Genomic DNA, 23,094 nt, shown 5'->3' on the forward strand with positions numbered 1-23,094 from the left:
GCCGATCCTTCGGTGTTCGTGGCGATCGGCGGGGCGTTCTGCACGTACAACGCGAAGCTGATCGCGGAGCGGATCCCGGAGGCGGACTGTGTGGCATTCGGTGAGGGTGAGCTGACGGTTGAGGGGCTGATGGAGTGTCTGGCGGCGGGGCGGGACTGGCGGGGTGTGCCGGGGCTGTGGTTCTGGCAGGACGGCAGGGTCCGCAGCAGCGGTTCGCCCAAGCTCCCCGACCTCGCGAACGAACCCTGGCCCGCCCGTGACCTGCTCATCCACCACCGCAAGAACGGCATCCCCACGCCCCGCGCATCGACGTACACCAGTCGCGGCTGCCACGCCAAGTGCACCTTCTGCTACGCCCCCCGGCAGCCCGGAGTGGTCGACGGACCCTGGCGGGTGCGGCCCGTGGAGGACGCGGTCGACGAGATCGAGTATCTGCAACGGGAGTTCGGCACCCGGTTCCTGTGGTTCAACGACGACAACTTCGGCGGCGCCTTCCAGGACGGCTACCACCATGCCGTCGGCTTCGCCGAGGAGGTCCTGCGCCGCGATCTGAAGATCAACTTCCACTGCGAGTTCCGCGTCGACACCGGTCTCATCGACCGGGAGGCGCTGCGCACCCTGCGCCGGGCCGGCATGGACCTGGCGCTGCTCGGGATGGAGACCGGCTCGCCCGGCATGATGAAGCGGTTCCGCAAGGGCACCACGGTCGAGTACAACTTCGACGCCGCCCGTCTCTTCAAGGAGGAGCGCATCGAGCTGGAACCCGGCTGGATCATGATCGAACCGGGCACGACCCTCGACGAGCTCTGGGAGAACCTCAAGTTCATCGTGGCCGCCCGCGTCCACGAGAGCGAGAACCCGTTCTTCCTGATCAACCGGGCCATCGCCCTGCGCGGCACCGAGATCTACGACAAGGCCACCCGGTACGAGGAGCCCGACATCCCCGGGGTGGAGGGCGCCGCCCGGGAGGTCCTGCGCCAGGCCCGCCGTGACTACCGGGTCGAGGACGAGCGCGTGGAACACCTCTGGACGGCCTGGAGCAGGGTCTCCTCCGAGATCAACGACCGCAAGGAGAACGAGGTCCCCTTCCTCGCCCAGAGCATCGCCGACGCCGTACGGGCCCGGCGCGGCACCGGCGCCGCCTCCCTGCGCCCCCTGCTGGGCCGGCTGCGCCACTGGGACCAGGGCCTCGCCGGGCTGCTCGTGGCCTTCCTCAACGCGGGGCTGCTGCTCGCCGACGAGAACCCGCCGGGGCTGGCCGACCGGCTGGAGAGCGAACTACGCGCCATGATCGCCGCGTACGACCGTGAGCACCTCGGTCTCGCCTTCCCGGACTTCGTCGTCGAGACGGCACGGGCGTGCGGCGAGCACGCTCTGGCACAGGTGAGGGGCTGACGGGATGACCGGTGAGCGGATCCGGTTCGCGGCCGTGGGCTGCGGCAGGGTGTTCGAGCGCTACCACCTGCCCTGCGCCGACGAACGGGACGCGATGCACCTGGTGGGCGTGGTGGACACCGACGTCGAACGGGCCCGGGAGCTGACGGCGGACCGGCCGGGGGTGTGGACCGGCGCCTGCGTCGACCGGCTGATCGAGGAGACCCGGCCGGACCTGATCAGCGTCTGCACCCCCAACGACGCCCATGCCGGACCGGTACTGGCGGCGCTGGACGCCGGGATCGCGGTGCTGTGCGAGAAGCCCCTCGCCGCCACGGTGGCACAGGCGCGCCGGATCGCCGCCCATCCCGCCGCCGAGACACTGCTCGGAGTGAACATGCCCTTCCGTTTCCATCCGCTCCTCGGGGCGTTCGCCGAGGCGGCCCGGGCCGGGGCCGAGCGCGTCGCGTTCACCTTCGCCACCCCCGGCAACCGCGTCTGGCGGGCCCGCACCCCCTGGTACGGCGACGCCCGCCGGGCCGGCGGCGGTGCCCTCCTCGACCTGGGACCCCATGCCCTCGACCTGCTCACGACCGTGTTCGGGCCGGCCGAGGTCGGGCGGTGCGAGCTGGACGCGCCGGACGTCGAGGAGCGGGTCCGGCTGGACCTGTCCTTCCGGGGCCTGCCCGCGACCCTGAGCATCGACCGGGCCGCGCGCCGCCTGGAGACCTCGGTCACCGTCACCACCCCGGACGGCGACCACGTCCTCGATCTGCGCCGGGGCGAACTGCGCCGGGCGGACGGCACGGTCGACAAGGGCGGCGACCGGCCCGAACTCGCGGCGATCTCGGCCTACTTCGACCGGGTGACGGGCGCGGCCGGCGGCCCGCACGGCAGGGTGGGCGCCGGGGACGCCCTGGCCGTCCAGCTCCTCGTCGAGGCGGCCTACACGTCGGCGCGTCAGCCGAGAAAGCGGGCCACCTCGGCGCAGTAGCGCTCCGGCTGCGCGCGATGCACGTAGTGGCCCGCGTCCAGGGCCAGCAGCCGCCCCCGGGGCACCGCCGCGGCCACCTCCGCCAGCAGGGACCGGGGCACCGGGCTGGACAGGCCCCCACTGATCACCAGGGTCTCGGCGGTGACCTCGGGCAGCCGCCGCCACCAGCCGGGATCCGCCCGTCCGAGGCCGTCGATGACCGGGCGCACGGCGGCCCCGTCCAGCTCCCCCGTGCGCAGCAGCTCGCGGAACTCCCGGTACAGGGAGACGACCGGCGCCCGGTCGCCGGCCGGCCGGGACCGGGCCCGCAGCTCCGCCTCCGCCGCCCGGTCGCGCGGCGGCGGAGGCGTGTCCTCGATCACCAGCCGGCCCACCCGGGCGGGATGCCGCTGGGCGACCAGCCAGGCGACATGACCGCCCATGGAATGCCCCACCAGATCGACGCCGTCCAGCCGGTGCCGGTCCAGCAGGGCCATCACATCCCGGTACATCAGCTCGAAGGTGTACTCCTGCGCACGGGCCCGGGGACTCAGCCCGTGCCCGCGCTGGTCCGGCACGAACAACCGGCGCCCCAGGGGCCGCAGCGCCGACACCAGCCGGTCCCAGCTGCGCCCGGTGTCGCCCAGCGCGTGCAGCAGCACGGTCGGTCGCCCCGCCGGATCACCGGTGATCCGGCAGGTCAACGTCAGCGCGGTGTCAGGAGCGCGCACTGGTCACCAGGTAGTCGACGATGGCCGTGACCGTCTGCTGATGCCAGACCAGATTGGCCGGCAGCTTGCGCTCCAGCAGCCGTTCCAGCCGCCGCCGGATGACGATCGCCATCACCGAGTCCAGCCCCGTCTTCAGCAGCGACCGGTCCGGGTCCAGCTCCGCCGGGTCCAGCTTCATCTCGCTGACGATGACCGAGACCGTCTGCTCGTGCAGCAGCTCCCGCAGCGCTTCCCCGGTCAGCTCCGCCGCCCGCGGGATCCCGGCGGGCTCGGCCGGCGCCGCGGGCGGATCGTCGGTGAGGTCGCTCAGCAGGCCCGTGCGCCCCGCCCCCGGCGGCAGCGGCACCGTCCGCAGCACCGCGAGGGAGGCGGCCCCGGACCGGCCGGCCAGATCCCAGGCGCCGAAGGCCTCGGCGGCCGTGATGTCCCCGACCCCGTGCGCCCGCAGTTCGGCGTCCACCGCCGCGTTGTCCGCCATGCCCATGCCCCGCCAGGACGTCCAGGCCAGACTCAGGCTGCCGTCCGCCCCGAGGGCGCGGTCGTGGGCGGCCAGGGCGTCGAGGAACGCGTTGGCGGCGGCGTACGCCGCCTGACCCGTGAGGCCCAGGAACTGCCCGCACGAGGAGAAGTGCACCAGGAAGTCCAGCGATCCCGGCGGGAACAGCCGGTGCAGGGTCAGGGCGCCACCGGCCTTGGGCCGCAGCACCGCCGCCAGGGCGGCCGGGTCCAGCCGGTCGACGAGCTGGTCGTGCAGGACCCCGGCGGCGTGCACGACCCCGCGGATCGGAGGCAGGCCCAGCGCGTCCGGCGACAGCGCGGCCGCCGCGGCCTCCGGGTCGGCCAGATCGAGCGACACCACGCGCACGGTCACCCCGAGGGCCTCGAGCCCGCGTACCGTCTCGACACGGCGGGCCAGGGCCGGATCCGTCACGGCGTCCCACCGCGACCGGGGCGGCAGCCCACCGCGTCCGGCCAGGACGAGACGCCGCGCGCCCCGCTCCACGAGCCACCGGGCGATCTCGCCCCCGAGCCCGCCCAGCCCCCCGGTGACGAGATAGGTGCCGTCCGGCCGGCACCGGGGCGGTGTGTGCTCCGCGTCCGCACCCGCGGGGACCAGCCGGTTCACGAAGGCCTCGCCCCCGCGGACCGCGACGACGTCCTCGCCCGGGTTTTGGGCGATCACCCGCAGAGCGGTGACCAGGTCGTCCCTCGTGGGCCGCGCACCGAGATCGAGGGTGCCGCCCCACAGGCCGGGGTGCTCGCCCCCGACGACCCGGCCGAGCCCCCACCGGGACGCCTGGGCCACCGCCTCCAGCCGGTCCGCCTCACGGACCCCGGTGGTCAGCGACCACAGCCGCGCCGTACCGGGTGGCCACACGCCGAGCCGCTGCGCCGCCCAGGCGAGCCGCCACGCCTCCCGCACCGCGAGGTCCCCGGCCGTCAGCGGCTCCGCGCACGGCAGCACCAGGACGTCCACCGGCCCGGACACCCGTCCGCGCAGTCCGTCGAGCGCGTCCGGATCCACCACCGGCAGCCAGGGGATGCCCAAGTGGTCGGCGGCGGTGCGCAGTTGTGCGGCCGGCGCGCCGGCCGCGCCGATCGCCACCAGCGTCCGGGGGAGGGCGCCGCCCCGGTGCGTCAGGGGCCGCCAGTCCATCCGGAACAGGAGCTCCGCGGGCGGGCCCGGGCGGGTCCGCGCCTCCGCGGCCGCGTACCGCACCCCGGCCAGCACCGCCACGGTCCGTCCGTCCTCCGCCGCGATCCGCACGCCCACCGTGCCCCCGGCGCCGGTGACCGGTCCGTCACCCCCGGCCACGAGTGCCTCGATCCGGGCGCGGACCGGCGGCTCGCCCGTGGTCCACACCCGCCCCACCCCGGCCACCACGCGCAGGGCGGCGGGGCCCGGGAAGGCGACGGCCGCCATGGACAGCGCGGCGTCGAACAGCGGGGCCCAGGTCCGCGCGGCCGGGGCCGGTTCGTCGGCCGCCACGACATCCGCGCGCAGCCCCCCGGCGAGGCGCTCCAGCCGGTCCACACGCCAGGGGAAGGCCATCGTCGGCACCCCGACCGAGGCCAGATCGGCGACGATCCGGTCCGTGGCGAGCGGCGTCCCGGGCCCGCCGTCGGCCACGGGACGGGCCGGTGGCGTCGGCTCGTCGGACGCACGGGCCAGGGCGTGGGTCAGCCACGGCCGACCGTCCTCGTCCTCGTCCGCGGTCCTGGACAGCAGTCGTACGACGCCGTCCTGGGCGACCACGTCGACGTCCCGGGCCCCGGCCAGCGTCAGCGGCAGCTCGAACGACACCCCGGACAGAGCCCGGCCGCCCGCCGCGTCCAGGAAGGTCTGGAGGACGACGGCCGCCGGGACGATCTCGACGCCGTGGATCGCATGGCTGCCCGGATACGGCCGTGACGCCAGGTCGACGCGGGTGCGCCACAGGTCCAGCGGGGTGCTTCCGGCCAGGGTGCTCAGCTGCCCCAGCAGGGTGCGGCCCGCGCTGTCGTGCCGGCCGCGGTCTGGCCGGCGGACCGTCGGCCCGCGCCAGTGACGCTGCCGTCGCCAGCTGCGCGGCGGCAGGGACAGCGGCGGTACGTCGGGGCCCGCGGGCCAGTCCACGGCCGCTCCCGCGCAGTACAGCAGCCCCGCGTTCGCCAGCAGCTGCGCCCGCCCGCCGCCGTCCCGGCGCAGGGATCCCGCGACACAGTGCCGGTCGGCCCCGGCCGCCTCCAGGGTCTCCTGCACGGAGTGCCGGACCACGGGATGGGCCGACACCTCCAGGAAGGTCCTGAACCCGTCCTCGGCCGCCGCGGCCACCGCCCCGGCGAACCGCACCGGGTTGCGCAGATTGGCCGCCCAGTAGGCGCCGTCCCGGGGAGCCGCGTCCCGGGGATCCTCCAGCGCTGTGCCGTAGACGGGGAGGCGGGGCGCGTGGACGTCGAGGCCGGCGGCGGCCTCGGCGAGCTCCTTGGCCAGGGGCTCCATCTGCGGGCTGTGGAACGCCACGTCACTGTCCACCCGGCGCACCAGCAGGGCCGGATCCGCGGCCAGTTGCCCGGCGAGCGCGTCGATCTCCGCCGCGCCGCCCGCCACCACGGTCGACGCGGGCGAGGCGAGCACCGCCGGCACCACCGTCCCGGCGCCGTCCAGCAGGGCCGCCGTCTCCTCGGCGGGCAGTCCGATCATCAGCATGCCGCCCGCACCGGCCACCCGCCGCAGCAGCACACTGCGCCGGCACACCAGCCGCGCACCGTCCTGCGGCGACAGGACGCCGGCCGTCACGGCGGCCGCGATCTCCCCCATCGAGTGGCCGAGGACCGCCGACGGCGTGAACCCGAGCGACCGCCACAGGGCGACCAGACCCAGCTGGACCGCGTAGATCATCGTCTGGGCGACATCGACGCGGCCGACGTCCCCGTCCTCGATCAGCTCGCGGGCCGTCGCGCCGATCTCCTCGGCGAACACCGGCCCGATCCGGTCGACCGCCTCGGCGAACACCGGCTCCGTGGCCAGCAGTTCACGGCCCATGCCGGGCCACTGCGCGCCGGTGCCGGAGAACACCCACACCACCCCGTCGCCGCCCGCGCCCGTCACCGGGCCCTCGACGACCCCGGGGACCGACTCGCCCGCCGCGAACCGGCGCAGCCCGCCCTCCAGTTCCCCGGGACCGGCGGCGACGACGGCGACCCGGTGGTCGAGATGGCTGCGCCGGGCCCCGAGGTCCCGGGCGAGGGAGGTGAGCGGAACGCCCGCGCCGGGTCCGGCCAGCCAGTCGGCGAGCCGGGCCCGTCCTCGCGGACGGCCGACCCGGACCGCCCGGACAGCGGGAACAGCCGGGGCAGCGCGTCCTGCCCGGCGGGGGACCGCGCGGGCCGGGCCGGCGCCTCCTCCAGGACGACGTGGGCGATCGTGCCGCCGTAGCCGAAGCTGGAGACGCCCGCCCGCCGGGGACGCTCCCCGCGCCGCCACGGTGTGCGCTCCCTCGCCACCCGCAGCCGCGACTCCTCCCACGGGATGCGCGGGTTGGGCGAGACGTGGTGGGCGGTGGGCGGGATCTCCTCGTGCACCAGCGCGAGGATCGTCTTGATCATCCCGGCGATCCCGGAACCGGCCTCCAGATGCCCGATGTTGCCCTTGACCGACCCGATCAGACAGGGACGGTCGGCCGGCCGGCCCGCGCCGAAGACCGCCGCGAGCGCCCCGGCCTCCAGCGGATCGCCCGCCACGGTGCCGGTTCCGTGCGCCTCCACGTAGTCCACGCCGACGGGCGCGATCCCGCACTTCGCGTACGTCGTGCGCAGCAGGTCCGCCTGCGCCTCGCCGCTGGGCGCCATGATGCCGGCGGTCCGTCCGTCCTGGCTGACCCCGCTGCCCCGGATCACCGCCAGCACCCGGTCGCCGGCCCGCTCGGCGTCCGACAGCCGCTTCAGGACGAGGACGCCCGCGCCCTCACCCCGGCCGTAGCCGTCCGCCGAGGCGTCGAAGGGCTTGCTGCGGCCGTCCGGCGAGGTGGCGCCCGCCCGGTCCAGGGTCACCGACAGCCCGGGCGCGACCATGAGGTTCACCCCCGCCGCCAGCGCCACGTCGCACTCCCCGGACAGCAGGCTCCGGCGGGCCAGATGGACGCCGACCAGGGAGGCCGAGCACGCGGTGTCCACGGCGAGGCTCGGGCCGCGCAGATCGAGGCTGTGGGAGACACGGTTCGCGGTGGCGCACATCGCCGCGCCGATCCCGGTCCACGCCTCGATGCCGGGGAGGTCCTCCAGCAGGCGCCGCCCGTAGTCGTCCGAGCCGACGCCCACGAAGACCCCGCAGTCGCCGCCGCCGAGGCCCAGCGGCGGGATCCCCGCGTCCTCCAGGGCCTCCCAGGCCAGTTCGAGCAGCAGCCGCTGCTGCGGGTCCATCAGCTCGGCCTCGCGCGGCGCGATCCCGAAGAACTCCGCGTCGAAACCGGCGATGTCGGCGAGGAAACCGCCCCGGCTCGTGGTGGTCCGTACGACGGCCTCCTGCTCGGGCCCCGCGTCCGCGTACGGCGCCCAGCGCTCCGCTCCGTCGCGCACGCCGTCCCGGCCCTCGGCGAGAAGGTCCCAGAACGCGGCGGGGGAGTCGGCCGCACCGGGGTACCGGCAGCTCAGCCCGACCACGGCGACGGGCTCCTCGGGCCCGGCCGGCGCGGGGACGTGCGGGTGCGTCACGCGTCGCCCCCCTCGGAGCCCGGGATCTCCAGCACGGTGACGACCGCGGCGGTGATCATCAGCCCGGGGCCGGCGCTCAGCAGGAGCAGATGATCGCCCGCTCTCAGATCACCTGCCTCCACATGGTGGTTGAGCTGCAGTCCCACGTCGGTGGCGCCCGCGTGCCCCACGTCGCGGAAGAAGTCGACGGCGCCCAGCGCGGCGTCCAGCCCCATCGGCCGCAGATGGCTGTTGAGGAAGTCCGTCGTCGCGGCCCCGAGATGGAGCACCCGCGACAGGTCCGCCACGGCGATCCCCGCCTCGGCCGTGACCTGCTCGACCAGCTTCGTCCCGCTCGCCCCGTACTCCTGCACGATCTCGGACGCCTTCGGGCCCAGCTCCTCGACCATCGCCTCCAGATGCTCGTTCATGTCCAGCGGGCGCCCGGTCGTGACGGCCGGCGGGAAGATCGGCTCGTGGCCCCGGTTGAGGATCTCGAAGTGCGGGAGCGACACCGACTCCACGGAGCGCAGCGCGGCCCAGCCGGACTGCTTCGACAGCACGACCGCCGTCGCCGCGTCGGCCAGCACCGCGTCCCGGTGCGCGTACCACCGGTCGACCGAGGGGGCGCCGAAGTTGTCCGCGGCGCACACCACGGCCCCGGTGCGCGAGGACGCGCACAGCAGGTACTGGGCGGCCATCTCCAGGGCGGCGAGAAAGGCGTTGCAGCCCTGCTCCACCGTCAGCGCCGGAACGGTGGAGCCGAGGGTGGACCGCAGGATGTAGTGCGGCGCCGACCAGCCGTCGGGTCCCTGGTGGTAGGCGCAGGAGTGCACGAGGAGGTCGATGTCCTCCGGGCCGAGGCCCGAGCGGCGCACCGCCTGCCGTACGGCCGCCACCGCCATGTCCGGGGCGGAGACCCCGTCGGACACGGCGATGTTCCGCCACCCGCAGGAGTCCATCCGCTCCCTGTCGTACGCGCCGCGCCGCACCGCCTCGGCCACGCTCGCCCTGGGCGGGATGTACGCGCCGGTGCCTGCCAGGAAGAGGTTCTCTGTTCGCACGCTCACTTGTCCTTACTGTCCGGACGGCCGGGCTGTCCCGGCGGTCCGGTCCTCGGTCGGATGACCTTCCCGGTCTCGGTGGTGGGCAGGTGTGCCACGGAGGCGAAGGAATGGGGGACCCAGGAGGGCGACAGACGCTCCCGGCAGAAGCGCTCCAGCTTCTCCAGGTCGACCGTCCCGGGGGTCACGGTCGCCACGATCCGCTGCCCGAGGACCGGGTCGTCGGCGCCGGCGACGAGACAGGAGGCGACCTCGGGGAAGGCGAGCAGGACGGCCTCGATCTCCTCCGGGCCGATCTTGGCGCCCGCGACGTTGATGCAGGTGGACAGCCGCCCGGCGAGGACGAGCCGCCCCTCCTCCCAGCGGCCCAGGTCACCCGTGGTGAACCCGCCCCGCAGCGGTGCCGTGTCGACGGAGTCCCGCTCGGCGTAACCGAGCATCGCGGACCGCGATGTGACGGTGACCAGTCCCGTGCCGGTGTCCGCCGCGGTGCCCCCGCCGGTCTCCTCGCGGGTGCCCGCGCCGGTTCCCTGCCCGGTGCCCGCGACGGTGTCCCGGGTGCCCGTGCCGGTTTCCTGTCCGGTGCCCGCGACGGTGTCCCGGGTGCCCGCGCCGGTTTCCTGTCCGGTGCCCGCGACGGTGTCCCGGGTGCCCGTGCCGGTTTCCTGTCCGGTGCCCGGGACGGTGTCCGCCCGGGTTTCCCGCCCGGTGCCCGCCTCGGTGTCCGGCCCGGTCTCCGGGACGGGGACCAGCCGGACCTCCACCCCGGGCAGGGGCGCGCCGGGGCCGGTGGCGTCCGGGCGCCACGGGGCCGGGCGGGTCACACAGATCGGCCCGGTCTCGGTGGTCCCGTAGACCTGGCCGATGTGCCCGCGGAGCCGGGTCGCGACCAGTTCGGCGGTGTGCGCGTCCAGCGCCATCCCGGCGGAGAGGAACCCCACCGTGCGCCCCTCCCAGGGCAGCGCGCGGGCGGACCGGGCGAGCAGCCGCAGCATGGGGGGCACCCCGACGAACAGCGTCACGCCGTCGTCGGCGATCTCGCGCAGCAGCAGCCGCGGCCTGTCCGGCGCCGTGCAGCGGACGTGGGCGCCCGCCAGGGGCGCGGCGAGGGCGCACAGCCCGAAGCCGTACGCGTGCTGGAGGGGCACCGGACACAACAGCCGGCTGTCCGGGCCCAGTGCGAGGGCCGCACGGTAGTTCTCCACCTCGGCGAGCAGCGCGTCGGCGGAACGCAGCGCGACCCGGGGGCGGCCGGTGGTGCCCGAGGTGATCTGGGCCGTCGCCGCCGCCTCGAAGGCGCGGCGGCGCGGCGCTTCTCCCGGGCCCGGCGACCGGCGCGCCGGCTCCCGCTGGCTCGTCAGCCGGCGCGCCCCGCAGCCCTCGGCCGGGAACGGGAGCGCCGACGGCGAGTCCAGGGGGGCCCAGAGGAGGTCCAGCGGGCAGCGTTCGCCGAGCCGCGCCAGCTCCCACGGGGTCAGCCGGCGCGAGAGCGGTACGGCGACCGCCCCGGTGGCGAGGATCGCGAACACCTCGCTGACGAACTCGGCCGCGGGCCCGCCCAGGGTCCCGACGAGGACCCCGGGACCCGCGCCCGCCGCCCGCAGCGCCCGGGCCTTGGCCTCGACCCGTTCGATCAACCGCCCCGCACCGGTGCTTCCGGTCTCGTCGCTGATCAGCGGCCGGTCCCCGAGCCGGGCCGCCCGCTCGCCCAGCAGGGAGAGCAGTTCCGTGCGCGCGGCGGTCATCCGAGCTCGGTCAGCGCGCGGTGCAACGCCCCTGCCGCCTTGTCGAGGACCTCCCCGGAGTGCGCGGTGCTCAGGAACCACGGTTCCAGCGCGTGGGGGTGGAAGTAGACGCCCTCGCGCTGGGCCAGGGTCTGCAGACGGCGGTGCCGGGAGAAGTCGACGGCGTCGGCGAGATCGCGCAGGGTGTCGCCCCGCTCGGGCGGTTTCCGCAGCAGCGCCACGCACATCAGGGTGCCGACCCGGTTGATGTGCACCGGCCGCTTCTCGGCGGCGAACACCTCGCGCACCGCCGCCTCCGCGTCGGCGCCGATCGCCTCCAGCTCGTCGTACAGCCCCGGCCGGGCACGGATCTTGGTGAGCATGGCGACGACCGCGCGCAGGGCGGCGTGGTTCCCGGCGTAGACACCGGCGTGGTGCGCCTCGTTCGTGGCGAGCAGCCGCATCGCCTCCTTGCGTCCGCCGAAAGCCGCTACGGGGAAGCCGCCGCCCATCACCTTGGACAGCACGGTCAGGTCGGGCTCGACGCCGTAGCGCTCCTGCGCCCCGCCGCGGGCGACCCGGAAGCCGGTGATCACCTCGTCGAAGACGAGGAGCGCGCCGCTGCGCGAGGTCAGGTCGCGCAGCAGTTCGAGGAAGCCGGGGGCCGGGGGGATCACCCCGGCGTTGGCCAGCACCGGCTCCAGGATGACGGCGGCCGTCCGGTCGCCGTCCCGGGCGAAGAACTCCCGGACGGCGTCGGCGTCGTTCCAGGGCAGCTGCGCGGTGTGCGCGAGCGCCTCGGGGATCATCCCGGGCGCCCCGGGGACGACGTCGGTCGGCCGGGTGCCCGCGACCTGGAGCGTGGTCTTGCCGGCCCGCAGCACGGTCTCGCTCCAGCCGTGGTAGTGCCCCTCGAAGGTGACCACCAGGGAGCGGCCCGTGACGGTACGGGCGAGCCGCAGGACGGAGGCGACCGCCTCGGTGCCGGAATTGGCGAACCTGACCTGCTCCACACCGGGCACCAGTTCGGCGACCAGGGCGCCGGCCTCGGCGTCCAATGCGTGCGGCAGCCCGGTCATATGACCTTGGGTGAACTGATCGGCCACGGCCTCCGCGACATCGGGGTCCGCGTAACCGAAGAGATGGGGTCCGTAGCCCATGTTGAAGTCCACGAGCTCGCTGTCCTCGACATCGTGGATCGAACATCCGTGGGCGCGCCGTACGACGAGGGGGACGGGTACCGCCGCGGCGCGCATGCTGCTGCTGACGCCCCCGGCGACGACCTCCTTGATGCTTTTCAGGTAATCAGTATTCGTCCGACGTTCGGCGTCCATGGCACCCACTGAAAACCTCCAGCTTCGTCGGCCTGATCCGAAACCACAGAATGCCGCAGAGATTTGATGGCCGACAGCGGACGTTGCCGGAATGGCCGGATCACGGGGGGTGATCGGCCAGTCTTGGGTGGCAGGATCGGACGGGTGATCAGGCCGCGTTGCGGAGGGGGAATGTGATGTCTTCTCGGGGCGTCGCCGTGGTCACGGGGGCGGGTTCGGGCCTCGGGGCCGCCGTCGCCGTACGGCTCGCCGCCACCCATGACCTGGTGCTGACCCATCTGGTCCAGGACTCCGGCCTGGTCAGGACCGTCGAACGGGTGTCGGCGGCGGGTGCGGACGTGGTCGCCACCGTGCCCGGGGACCTCACCCGCGAGGAGACCGTGGAACGGCTCGGTCAGGCCATGACACTGTGCCGGGAAAGGCTGGACGTTCTTGTCTGCAATGCCGGCGCATACACATATGCGCCATGGCAGAAAACCACCTGGGACGAGATCAGATCGGCCGTCGACATCAATCTCCTCGCGCATATCGCCTGCGCACGGGCGGCCACCCCGCATTTCGTGGCGCGCGGGTCTGGCCGGATCGTTGCCGTTTCCACCGTGCTCACCCGGATCGGACGCGTGGAACTCGCCCCCTACATCGCCGCCAAAGGCGGTCTCGAGGCATTCGTGCGCGCCCTGTCCCGCGAACTCGGCCCGCAGGGGATTACAGTGAATTCCGTGCGACCGGGGCCGATCGAACTCAGCGTCGAGCAACGGTCCCATCCGGATTACCCGGCCTGGCGTGAACGGGAATTCGCCCGCCAATGCATCAAACGGCATGGGCGTCCCGAGGACGTGGCGGCGGCCGTGGCGTTTCTGGTTTCCCCGGAAGCCGGATTCATCACGGGCCAGAGCCTGACCGTCGACGGCGGCTGGGATCTCCACTGACCTGTCTTCCGCAGGCCGACCCAAGGACCACGACACGCATGGAACACAGCTCCGCCACCCATGTCCTGCTGGTGCGGCACGCGCAGTCGCACGCCAGCGTGAAGAAGCTGATCGCGGGTTCCCGCAGCTGCCGCGGACTCACCGAGCGGGGCCGCGAACAGGCCGCGCGGCTCACGGCCCGGCTGACGGCGGAACGGCTGCGGCCGCACGCGCTTCTCACCAGCCCCGTCCGCAGAGCCCGCGAGACGGCCGACATCCTCGCGCAGGGGCTGCGCGTCGGGGCGCCGGACGTCGACAGGGAGGTCCGGGAACTCGACTTCGGGGCGGCCGACGGCCTGTCCATCGAGGAACACCTGCGCCGCCACGGCTCGTTCGACATGACGGCCGATCCCGACCGGCCCTTCGCGCCCGGCGGGGAGACCTGGAACCAGTTCCGGGTCCGGGCCGGACGCGCCGTCGACGCGCTGCTGCCCCGGCACCGGGGCGGGACCGCCGTCGTGGTCTGCCACGCCGGTCTCATCGTCGCGGTGATGTCCGCGCTGCTGGACGTGGTGCCGCAGACGCTGTTCACCGACGCGACGCCCGCGGCGACCTCGATCAACGAGTTCGTCCACGACGGCACCCGGTGGCGGCTGGGCCGGTTCGACGACGCACGGCATCTCGACGACGCCTGAGCGCCTTCGCCTCAGCCGTCCTGTCGGGGCCCCCGCTTGCGTTCCATCATGTGGCGGCCCAGCGCCTTCTTCCGCTTCCAGTCCCGCAGCAGCTCCGCGCTCAGGCGTGCGTCGCTGCGGGCGGCGATCCGCTCGTTCTCACGGACCAGCTTGTGGTAGTTCTCCAGCCGCCGCAGCGGCAGGGTCCCGTCCTCGGCCGCCGCGAGCACCGCGCAGCCGGGTTCCGTCCGGTGCGAGCAGTCGTGGAAGCGGCAGTCCCGGGCGAGGACCTCGACCTCGGTGAAGGCCTGGGCGAGACCGCCGTCCGCGTCCCAGAGCCCCACCCCGCGCAGCCCCGGGGTGTCGATGAGCACCCCGCCGCCCGGCAGCGGCAGCAGATCGCGGGTCGTCGTCGTGTGCCGCCCCTTGCCGTCGCTGTCCCGGGTGGCGTCCACGCGCTGTGCGTCCGTCCCCGTGAGCGCGTTGGCGAGGGTGGACTTTCCGGCGCCGGACATCCCGAGCAGCGCGGCCGTGCCGTCGCGGACGAGGGCCGCGAGAGCGTCCATGCCCTGTCCGGTGGCCGCGCTGACCGACAGTACCCGCGCCCCGGGGGCCACCCCCTCGGTGTCCTCCACGAGATACGACAGGGTCGTCGCGTCGGGCACCAGATCGGCCTTGGTCAGCACCACCACCGGCTGCCCGCCGCTCTCCCACGCCAGCGACAGGAACCGCTCGACGCGCCCGAGGTCCAGCTCGTCCGCCAGGGACACGGCGATCAGCACCCGGTCGACGTTGGCGGCCAGCACCTGCCCGTCCGACCGCTGCGAGGAGACGGCCCGCACGAACGCCGTACGCCGCGGCAGCACCGCCCGCACCACGCCCTGCTCCGGGTCGAGGGCCACCCAGTCCCCGGTACAGGGCCGGCCCAGGGGATCGGCGGAGCCCACCGCCCCGGCGCCCGCCCGCAGGAACACCGCCCGCCCGTCCCGGTCGACGGTCACCACCTCGCACGACCCGCGATCGACCCGGACCACCCGACCAGGGGTCAGCCCCAGCGCCTCATGTCCGGCGAACCCGGTCGCGAACGCCTCGCTCCAGCCGTAGGGGAGGAGCGGGTGCGGGGCGGCGGGGGATGTGGTCAAGCCACCAGTGTACCGGCCAACCCCGCAGGGGCGGCCGGGACTTGCCCGTCACACGGAGGCCGGCACCGGGGGCGTGGACAGCAGTGCCGCAGCCGCCCTGAGGTGCAGTTCGTCCACGGTCCTGAGCTGCTGTTCCGCCCGCTGCAGCAGCTCCCGCAGCCGCTCGGTCTCCAGCCGCGGCTCCCGGGCGGAGGCGGAGAGCAGGGCCCGCCACAGCAGCGCCTTGCCCTGCACCCCCAGCCGCATGGCCTCGAGCTCCACCAGGACCGCGAGCCCGGAGCGGCGCAGCAACCGCCCGTTGGGCTTCAGCCGCGCGGCCTTCTCGCCCAGCCACGCGCCGTACACCTTGTAGTGCCGCACCGGCATGCCGAGGTCGGCCAGGATCCCGAGCAGGGACCGCCGGTCCTGCGCGATCTCCGCCGCCAGCCGCCGCAGTTCCTCCCCGTACGCCGGGTCGTGGTGCTCCCGGACCATGCGCCGGGCCAGCTCGGTGCCGGCCGTCGCCCCGGCCAGGTGGTCGTTGAGGTAGATGTCGAGGACTCTTCGCCGCTCCGGGCCTTGTGCTGTCGTGCTCATGGTGCGCCTCCGGCCCGCGGGGCCTGTCGATGACCACCGAGTCTGCTCGGCCAGGTCGCCGAGTACCCCCGGACCGCGTACGTCAACGTCGCGGGGCGCGGTCGGACCGGCACGGTGTGTATCGGACGGGTCAGCCCTTCGTGGCGGCCGCGGTGCGGGTGGGCCTGCCCAGGGCCCAGAACAGCACGCCGAGGAGCATGAACCCGGCCAGCGGGACGGCTTCGGTCAGCAGGTACCTCCAGCGCTCGGCGTGGGTCCAGCCGTCCGGGGCGTAGTCGGGGCCGAACCAGTGGTCGCCGAGGCCGGGGGCGATCAGCTGCACGCTCGCGAACAGGACGAGCAGGGTGAGCACCGTGCTGATCGTGCGGGGCAGGGGCGTCCGGTACGGGCGGGGGGTGTCCGGGGCCTTGCGGCGCAGGACCGGGAGCGCCGGGAAGATGCCCAGATAGCTGACGAGGGTGGTGGAGACGGCGAGGCCGAGGACGGCGCCGAACAGCTTGGCGGCACTGCCGCCGGTCAGCTCGTGGGCGAGGATCAGGACGACGGTGGAGACCAGTCCGCTGAGGACGTTGACCCGTACCGGGGTGCCGAACCGGCTGGAGATGACGCCGAGGAACCGGGGTGCCGCGCCGTCGTAGCCGGAGACGGCGAGGGCGCGGTCGGAGCCCATGACCCAGGTGACGCCGGAGGACAGCACGGTGAGGATGAACAGGATCGCGGCGAGGTCCCCGAGCAGGCTGCCCGCGCCGCTGAGCGTGGCGGTGCCGTCGCCGGCCACCGAGCCGCCGTAGACGGTGAAGACCTGGCGGATCGCGTCGATGAACCCGCCGAGGCCGGTGACGGCCTTGACCGGCAGGACGAGCAGGATGCCGAGGATCGGCAGCGCGTAGAGCAGCACGGCGAGGAGGGCGCTGCGGAAGATGGCGAAGGGTACGTCCCGCTGGGCGTCCGTCATCTCCTCGCCGGCGGTGTTCGGCAGCTCGAAGCCGACGTAGTTGAACATCAGGACGGGGACCAGGCCGACGAATCCGGCGTACGTCGGGGAGAAGTCGCCGGGCCCGAAGCCGTGCAGGCCGTGCCGGACGCCGTAGATCACCACGGTGACGGTGAACAGGCCGAGGAGGGCGAAACGGCTCCAGGCGCCGATGGTGGGGATCCACTTGCCGACGTCGAAGGAGAGGATCGCGGCGAGCACGCCCACCCAGACGAACGCGAGCGTGAAGACGTAGAAGGCCGGGGTGCTCAGGTCCTTGCCGTCGTGGAAGAAGGCGGTGAAGGCGGTGACGGCGGACACCGACAGCGTGCCGCCGAGCCACACCGGATTGGTGATCCAGTAGAGGAAGTTGTTGACGGCGCCGGCGAGGCGTCCGAAGGCCCGGCTGGTCCAGATGTAGGGCCCGCCCTCGTCGGGGAACGCGGCCCCGAGCTCGGCGACCAGCAGCGCGGACGGCACGAAGAACACGACGGCGAGCACGATGAGCCAGGTGAACGCCTCGGCGCCGGAGGAGGCCACCGTGCCGATGGTGTCGACGCCGACGATGGTGCACAGGAGGAAGAAGAGGATGTCGAAGCGGCCGAAGTGCTTGCGCAGTTTCCGCCGCTCGGCCTGGGCTGCCGCCGGCGTGTCGGCCGGCTCGGAGAGGATCTGGCCAGCGGCCACCGGGGGCTCCTGGATGCTCGTGGTACGGGCGGGATCCGGCCAATGATGGGGCGTCGTCCCGAATACCCACAAGTGTTCGAGCGCAAGTCTTGCCCGTTACTTACGAAGCGAACGAGGTCCCCGCAGCAGCGTCGGCCGGGCTGCGAGGACCTCGTTCGGGGCGAGTGCGGTTCTCAGTGGCTCTCCGCGGGTTTCAGTCGTCTGGGCGCGACCGGGGTGACCGGCTCCTTTCGGGGGTTGCGGTGCGGCACGAGGACCCGGCCCACGACCACGGCGTAGAACAGGCCGGAGGCCGTCACCAGGGCGAAGTCCGGCGGGTACAGGGTGACCATGCGATAGGCCGCGACGCCCACCCACAGCAGTGCCGTACCGCCGTTCCACACCCGGACGCCGATGCGCAGGCGCAGGTGGGAGTTGCGGCCCGCGGACGCCGAGCCGGTGGGCCGCCAGGCCTGGCGTCGGCCCCGGGCGATGTCCCAGATGGCGAACAGATGGGCCCAGCCGTACAGCAGGCGCACGGCCCAGGCCTCGATCCGGTAGGGGCACCGGTGCCACAGCGGGAAGACCAGCAGGGTGTAGACGATGCTGGGCAGCACCAGCAGCATGTAGTCGACCTTGAGCTTCTCCGGCATGGCCACCAGCAGGACGATCGGCAGCAGGGGCGCCACGAACGTGAAGACCGCCGTGTGGATGTAGTAGAGGAAGCCGGAGAAGTAGCAGAGCCGGGTGGTGGGCCGGAGTTTGGTGCTCCAGAACTTCTTGCTGCCCAGCAGGCTCATGGACCCCGAGCACCAGCGGTACTGCTGGTGGTAGAACGCGCTGACGTTGTCGGGGCAGTTGCCGGTGGCGAGGGGGACCGGCACATAGCGCAGTTTCCAGCCCAGGCGCCCCAGGTCGAAGCCCGTGTGCACGTCCTCCGAGTGCTCGATCAGCGTCGTACCGCCGTTGGCCTCCAGGGCCGCCCGCCGGTACACGGCGCAGCTGCCCACGCAGATGGCGCCGCCGTGACGCTGCCGGGACACCTGGATGGCCCGGTAGAACAGCTCCTGCACCGAACCCGCGCCGCGCTCGATCCAGGTCTGCCGCCGGCCCACGCGGAAGTACTGCGGTGACTGGACGATGCCGGTCTTCGGATCGTGCTCCATGTACGGCAGGAGCTCCTCCAGCAGATCCGCCCGCGGGGCGAAGTCGGCGTCGAGGATCAGCACGTACTCCTCGTCGGAGATGCCGAGCCCGTAGTGCAGATTGCCCGCCTTCTTGAACCAGCCCCGGTTGGGCCGGCTCCCGTACTCGAAGCCGAACTCCTTGGCCATGGCGGCGAGTTCGGCGGAGGCGGAGTCGTCGAGCACATAAGCGGTGGCTCTGCCGGGATAGCGGTCGGCGAGCCGGCGCACATGCGTCCAGGTGTTCTCCAGGACGTCGACGGGTTCTCCGCACACCGGGAGGAAGACGGCGACCGTCGGATAGGTCCCGGGGCGCCAGTCCCGGACCAGGTCGCGGTGCGCCTTGAGATCGAAGTCGGGGGTGAACCCGTTCACCCGCAGTGAGGCGATGTAGTAAAGGATGCTGAAGACCAGACACGGCAGCAGGACGAACAGCCAGGGCGACGACTGGATCAGCCGGGACTGGCTGTAGACCAGACAGCCCATGCTGAGGAGTGAGGCTCCGGTGAGCACCCAGAGACGACGTCTCGCATAGGAGTACTTCTCGTCGTCGTCCGGGGGCTGGGGGAGGACGCCGCCGGCCTGCTGTCCGGACCGGGGGCTTATACGCGGGATGGACTGTCGTCGGTCGGTCTCCAGTGCGAGGTCAAAGGAATCCAGGCTCAAGGTGTGCTCCTCGAAGGCGTGCTCCTTGAAGGGGATCGGTCACCTCCAACCGATAGCCACGGAGGGTGTGAGCTGCGCCTTCCGCTGGGCTGATTGCTGCACCGGTCGCTCGAAGGAAGGATGCGCCGGAGTGGCACCCCGCGAAGAGCCCGACGAACGGGGGTCTCCTGGGGCTTCGGAGGGACGCGGGGGAGCGACGGAGCGCGGTGTCCGCACTCGGGTGAACCTTGACCGGGGCTCGCACGAATCGCGGTGACGGTCCCTCACCCATGAGCTGTCGTATCGTCATATTTGCCTTTGGTCCCCCCTCAGGAACTGGAGGCACACATGCCCTCGACGCATTCCCGCGCCCGTCGCGTCGCCTGGACCTCGCTGGCTCTCGCGGCGGCGGTCGGCTTCCTCCCCGCGAACCCGGCGCACGCGGCCGGATCCGGAACGGCCCCCAAGGCCAAGACCCCGGTGCAGACCTACGGCAAGCTCCATGTCTGCGGCACCCAACTGTGCGGCGAGTCCAACCAGCCGGTCCAGCTGCGCGGTATGAGCACCCACGGCACCCAGTGGTACCCGCAGTGCCTGACCGGCGCCGCGCTGGACGCGGTCGCCCAGGACTGGAAGGCGAGCGTGCTGCGGGTGTCGACCTACGCCCGAGAGGGCGCCTATCGCGCGGATCCGAAGAAATACACCGAACTGGCGAGCAGGCTCGTCGACATGGCGAGCGCCCGCGGCATGTACGTCATCGTCGACTGGCACACGATCCACCCCGGCGATCCCCACGAGGACCTCGACAACGCGCGCGCGTTCTTCAAGGCCATCGCCGAGAAGCACAAGAACAAGAACAACGTGATCTACGAGATCGCCAACGAGCCCCACGGGGTGAGCTGGTCGACCATCAAGGACTACGCCGAGAAGATCATGCCGGTGATCCGCTCCCGCGCCCCCGGCAGCGTCGTCCTCGTCCCGACCCGCGGCTGGGCCACGCTCGGCGCGGCCGAGGCGACCAACGAGAAGGTCATCATCGCGGACCCGGTGCGCGACAAGAACGTCATGTACACGTACCACTTCTATGCGACGGCCGGGCGGGAGCAGTTCCTGAAGCTGCTGGACCGTGCCTCGGACAAGCTCCCGATCTTCGTCACCGAGTGGGCCGTCGCCTCCTGGAACGGCTGGGGCACCGACTACCCCATGGCCCAGAAGTTCGTCGACCTCATGGCCAAGAAGAAGATCGGCTGGACGAACTGGAGCCTCTCCGACAACCACAAGGATCTGTCGGTGTTCAAGAAGGGCGCCTGCAGCACGGGCAAGTTCGGCACCGCCGCGCTCTCGCCCAACGGTGTCTGGGTCCGCGACCGGATCAGGGGCTGATCCCGTGCACGCCGACAGGTCGCGCCGCAGGGCCACGGCCCGCGCCGCGGCCGCCGCGGCCGCGGTGGGCGGGCTGCTGCTCACGACGGCCGGGAGCGGTGCCGCCGCGCCACCGGTGCCGGCCGTGCCCAAGGAGGGCCCGGCCACGGGCGGCGGAACGGCCCCGTCCGGCTCGTCCGGCTCGTCCGGCCGGCCGAGCCCCTCGGGCATCCGGACCGTCTCGTCCGGATGGACCATCCCCTGGGGCGTGAACTGGCTGCCGGACGGTACGGCACTCGTCAATGAGCGGGACACCCTCAAGGTCTTCAAGGTCACCGCGTCGGGCACCAGGACCGAGGTCCCGGCCGAGCCCCGGATCGCCGCCCCGGACAGCGGGGAGACCCTGCTCGGGATCGCCCTGTCGCCCGACTGGAGCCGGGACCACCAGGTCTTCGTCTACCACCAGGCGAAGGACGGCAACCGCATCGCCCGGATGACGTACGACGGCTCCCGCCTCACCGGGTACACCCCGCTCGTCACCGGCATCGAGAAGGGACTGCACAACGGCGGCCGGATCAAGTTCGGCCCCGACGGCTATCTGTACGCCACCACCGGCGACGCCGACACCCCGGACTCGGCGCAGGACAGGAACTCGCTGAACGGCAAGATCCTGCGCATGACCAAGGAGGGAAAGCCGGCCCTCGGCAACCCCTTCGGCACCCTCGTCCACTCCTACGGCCACCGCAACCCGGAGGGCCTGGCCTGGGACGACCGGGGCAACCTGTGGGAGACGGAGATCGGCGAGGACACCCACGACGAGCTGAACCTGGTCCGGGCCGGCCAGAACTACGGCTGGCCCATGTGCGAGGGTGTCTGCGCCAAGGCCGGTATGACCAACCCCGAGCACACGTGGAACCCCACCAAGGGCGTGCCGAGCGGCCTCGCCTACGTCGACGGCGCGCTGTACGTGGGCGCCATGCGCGGCAAGCGGCTGTGGCGCGTCCCGGTCGACGGCACCGCGCTCGGCACCCCGGTCGCGTACTACACCGACGGCTTCGGCCGGCTCCGGGACGTCGTGCAGGTCCCGGGCCGCAAGGCCCTGTGGGTCACCACCGACAAGGCGGGCCCGGGCAAGGACCGGGTCCTCCAGGTCGACCTCGGCTGACCACGCCGCGCACGGGGTCCCCGAGCCGTACCGACCCGGCTCCGGGGACCCCTGGGCGTCAGCCGTGGAAAGTGATGTAGCCGTTGCCGTCCGCGTCGTTCGCGCGCTTGGTGTAGGAGTGGACGTCGGCCCGTGAGCCGTTGGGCTTCACGAGGTAGATGGTGTCCTTGTCGTTGTTCCAGATGAAGTTGCAGTTCTGGCGGTAGACGACGTTGCCGGCGTCGGAGTCGGTGCCCCGGCCGCCCCGCAGCTTCACGTAGTCACCGGGTTCGAGCCGGTGGCTCGCGGTGAAGGTGAACTTGTTGCCCGTGGCGTCCTTGACGACGTACCCCTGGAGATCGACCGTCGCGGTCCGGGAGTAGTTCTTGATCGTCAGGTACTCGTCCTTGGTGTTGCCGCCGGAGCACCGGTTCGAGTCGGCGCCGGGCGGGTCGTACTGCACGCCCTTGAGCTTCAGCGCGGACGTGTACTCGGTGGCCTGGGCCGGACCGGCGGTCGACAGGGCGAGTGCGCCCGCCAGGGACGCGGTGGCCAGAACGTGACGCATACGCGTGGGCATGAGGAATCCCCCCTCAATGGTGCGATTGGAGCGCCTGGAGCATACCGAATGTGATGACGGTGTGCGCTCTGCGTGTTCATCCCGTGAAGAGACAGGCCTCGCAGTTGCGTATTGCGCATCCAAATCAGTAATGCGCAACACGAAACCCCTTGTTAAATCGTCATCCATCAACCTCTTGACGCCCGTCCGTGCTGCCGCCAGGGTGTTCCACCACAAGCAATTCGATGCGTGATGCGCAACACGCCGGGTTGAATCCGGCCCGAACAACGCCGAAAAGAGGGCGATCGTGACCCCTACACAGACCGAGGTATCCCAGCGGCGCGGCACATCTCAGGATGAGGACGGCGCTCCGGTCATCTCCGTGCGCAATCTGTGGAAGGTGTTCGGGCCGAAGGCCGAGCGGGTGCCGGGTGACGCGGAGCTGTGCGGCCTGACCCGGCGTGAGCTGATGGACCGCACGGGTTGTACGGCGGCTGTTCGCGATGTGAGCTTCGATGTCCGCAGGGGCGAGGTGTTCGTCGTGATGGGCTTGTCGGGTTCGGGCAAGTCGACGTTGGTGCGGTGTCTGACGCGGTTGATCGAGCCGACGTCGGGTGAGCTGGTGTTCGAGGGGCAGGACATCCGGCAGGCGGATGCGGGGCGGCTGCGGGAGCTGCGGCGGCGGAAGTTCTCGATGGTGTTCCAGCATTTCGGGTTGTTGCCGCACCGGCGGGTGGTGGACAACGTGGCGTTCGGGCTGGAGATCCGGGGGATGGGCCGGGCGGAGCGGACGAGGCGGGCGCTGGAGGTGGTGGAGCTGGTGGGTTTGGCGGGTTATGAGAACTCGTATCCGGATCAGCTCTCGGGTGGTATGCAGCAGCGGGTGGGG

At 72.7% G+C, this 23,094-nt stretch carries 18 protein-coding genes; 7 read left to right on the plus strand and 11 right to left on the minus strand.

Going from position 1 to position 23,094, the window contains the following annotated elements; all coding sequences use genetic code 11:
• Together ABZ464_RS50370 and ABZ464_RS50375 are read left to right on the plus strand one after the other, a co-directional pair.
• A partial coding sequence (locus ABZ464_RS50370; RefSeq protein WP_359289429.1) for a radical SAM protein occupies positions 1 to 1,395 on the plus strand: 1,395 nt, incomplete at its 5' end.
• A gap of 4 nt (positions 1,396 to 1,399) precedes the next feature.
• Positions 1,400 to 2,368 (plus strand): Gfo/Idh/MocA family oxidoreductase, encoded by a 969-nt coding sequence (locus ABZ464_RS50375; RefSeq protein ID WP_359289431.1) that lies wholly within the window; start codon positions 1,400 to 1,402, stop codon positions 2,366 to 2,368.
• On the opposite strand, the gene ABZ464_RS50380 is transcribed toward ABZ464_RS50375, so the two are convergent.
• The 6 genes from ABZ464_RS50380 to ABZ464_RS50405 are packed head-to-tail and all read right to left on the minus strand — an operon-like array spanning position 2,335 to position 12,372.
• Positions 2,335 to 3,078, minus strand: a complete 744-nt coding sequence (locus ABZ464_RS50380; RefSeq protein ID WP_359289433.1) for an alpha/beta hydrolase — start codon at positions 3,076 to 3,078, stop codon at positions 2,335 to 2,337. The two genes, ABZ464_RS50375 and ABZ464_RS50380, sit on opposite strands and share 34 nt — an antisense overlap.
• On the minus strand, positions 3,065 to 6,670 hold the full coding sequence (locus ABZ464_RS50385; protein ID WP_359289435.1) for an acyltransferase domain-containing protein: 3,606 nt from the start codon (positions 6,668 to 6,670) through the stop codon (positions 3,065 to 3,067). The genes ABZ464_RS50380 and ABZ464_RS50385 overlap by 14 nt, the downstream gene beginning before the upstream one ends.
• Complete coding sequence (locus ABZ464_RS50390; protein ID WP_359289437.1) at positions 6,667 to 8,271, minus strand: polyketide synthase; 1,605 nt, start codon at positions 8,269 to 8,271, stop codon at positions 6,667 to 6,669. Before ABZ464_RS50390 ends, ABZ464_RS50385 begins: the two co-directional genes overlap by 4 nt.
• On the minus strand, positions 8,268 to 9,320 hold the full coding sequence (locus ABZ464_RS50395) for a ketoacyl-ACP synthase III family protein (protein WP_359289439.1): 1,053 nt from the start codon (positions 9,318 to 9,320) through the stop codon (positions 8,268 to 8,270). The genes ABZ464_RS50390 and ABZ464_RS50395 overlap by 4 nt, the downstream gene beginning before the upstream one ends.
• Positions 9,317 to 11,059 carry a class I adenylate-forming enzyme family protein gene (locus ABZ464_RS50400; RefSeq protein ID WP_359289441.1) on the minus strand — a complete coding sequence of 581 codons (1,743 nt, stop codon included), beginning with the start codon at positions 11,057 to 11,059 and terminating at the stop codon, positions 9,317 to 9,319. Before ABZ464_RS50400 ends, ABZ464_RS50395 begins: the two co-directional genes overlap by 4 nt.
• Entirely contained in the window at positions 11,056 to 12,372 is a 1,317-nt protein-coding gene (locus tag ABZ464_RS50405) for an aminotransferase class III-fold pyridoxal phosphate-dependent enzyme (RefSeq protein ID WP_359289443.1), read from the minus strand. The genes ABZ464_RS50400 and ABZ464_RS50405 overlap by 4 nt, the downstream gene beginning before the upstream one ends.
• A 176-nt stretch (positions 12,373 to 12,548) precedes the next feature.
• Between ABZ464_RS50405 and ABZ464_RS50410 the strand changes: the two genes are divergently transcribed.
• Together ABZ464_RS50410 and ABZ464_RS50415 are read left to right on the plus strand one after the other, a co-directional pair.
• Positions 12,549 to 13,301 carry an SDR family oxidoreductase gene (locus tag ABZ464_RS50410; RefSeq protein WP_359289445.1) on the plus strand — a complete coding sequence of 251 codons (753 nt, stop codon included), beginning with the start codon at positions 12,549 to 12,551 and terminating at the stop codon, positions 13,299 to 13,301.
• 38 nt (positions 13,302 to 13,339) lie between these two features.
• The gene (locus ABZ464_RS50415) at positions 13,340 to 13,975 is read left to right on the plus strand and encodes a histidine phosphatase family protein (RefSeq protein WP_359289447.1); all 636 of its coding nucleotides are present in this window, start codon (positions 13,340 to 13,342) and stop codon (positions 13,973 to 13,975) included.
• Between the two features lie 11 nt (positions 13,976 to 13,986).
• On the opposite strand, the gene rsgA is transcribed toward ABZ464_RS50415, so the two are convergent.
• From rsgA to ABZ464_RS50435, 4 genes are all read right to left on the minus strand, one after another.
• Positions 13,987 to 15,096, minus strand: coding sequence for a ribosome small subunit-dependent GTPase A (gene rsgA / locus ABZ464_RS50420; protein ID WP_359289449.1), 1,110 nt, complete (start codon positions 15,094 to 15,096; stop codon positions 13,987 to 13,989).
• Between the two features lie 48 nt (positions 15,097 to 15,144).
• Positions 15,145 to 15,672, minus strand: coding sequence for a hypothetical protein (locus ABZ464_RS50425; RefSeq protein ID WP_359289451.1), 528 nt, complete (start codon positions 15,670 to 15,672; stop codon positions 15,145 to 15,147).
• A gap of 130 nt (positions 15,673 to 15,802) precedes the next feature.
• A complete protein-coding gene (locus ABZ464_RS50430) occupies positions 15,803 to 17,332 on the minus strand; it encodes an APC family permease (protein WP_359289453.1) in 1,530 nt (509 codons plus the stop codon).
• Between the two features lie 173 nt (positions 17,333 to 17,505).
• The gene (locus tag ABZ464_RS50435) at positions 17,506 to 19,161 is read right to left on the minus strand and encodes a glycosyltransferase family 2 protein (protein WP_359289455.1); all 1,656 of its coding nucleotides are present in this window, start codon (positions 19,159 to 19,161) and stop codon (positions 17,506 to 17,508) included.
• A 327-nt stretch (positions 19,162 to 19,488) separates the two neighbouring features.
• On the opposite strand from ABZ464_RS50435, the gene ABZ464_RS50440 reads away from it, so the two are divergent.
• Both ABZ464_RS50440 and ABZ464_RS50445 read left to right on the plus strand, forming a co-directional pair.
• Complete coding sequence (locus tag ABZ464_RS50440; protein ID WP_359289457.1) at positions 19,489 to 20,523, plus strand: glycoside hydrolase family 5 protein; 1,035 nt, start codon at positions 19,489 to 19,491, stop codon at positions 20,521 to 20,523.
• A gap of 4 nt (positions 20,524 to 20,527) precedes the next feature.
• Complete coding sequence (locus tag ABZ464_RS50445; RefSeq protein ID WP_359289459.1) at positions 20,528 to 21,667, plus strand: PQQ-dependent sugar dehydrogenase; 1,140 nt, start codon at positions 20,528 to 20,530, stop codon at positions 21,665 to 21,667.
• 58 nt (positions 21,668 to 21,725) lie between these two features.
• Here ABZ464_RS50445 and ABZ464_RS50450 read toward each other — a convergent pair whose 3' ends face one another.
• The gene (locus ABZ464_RS50450) at positions 21,726 to 22,214 is read right to left on the minus strand and encodes a lamin tail domain-containing protein (protein WP_359289461.1); all 489 of its coding nucleotides are present in this window, start codon (positions 22,212 to 22,214) and stop codon (positions 21,726 to 21,728) included.
• Between the two features lie 298 nt (positions 22,215 to 22,512).
• On the opposite strand from ABZ464_RS50450, the gene ABZ464_RS50455 reads away from it, so the two are divergent.
• A partial coding sequence (locus ABZ464_RS50455) for an ATP-binding cassette domain-containing protein (protein ID WP_359289463.1) occupies positions 22,513 to 23,094 on the plus strand: 582 nt, incomplete at its 3' end.

This window comes from Streptomyces sp. NPDC005820, assembly GCF_040630255.1.
Classification (GTDB): Bacteria; Actinomycetota; Actinomycetes; order Streptomycetales; family Streptomycetaceae; genus Streptomyces.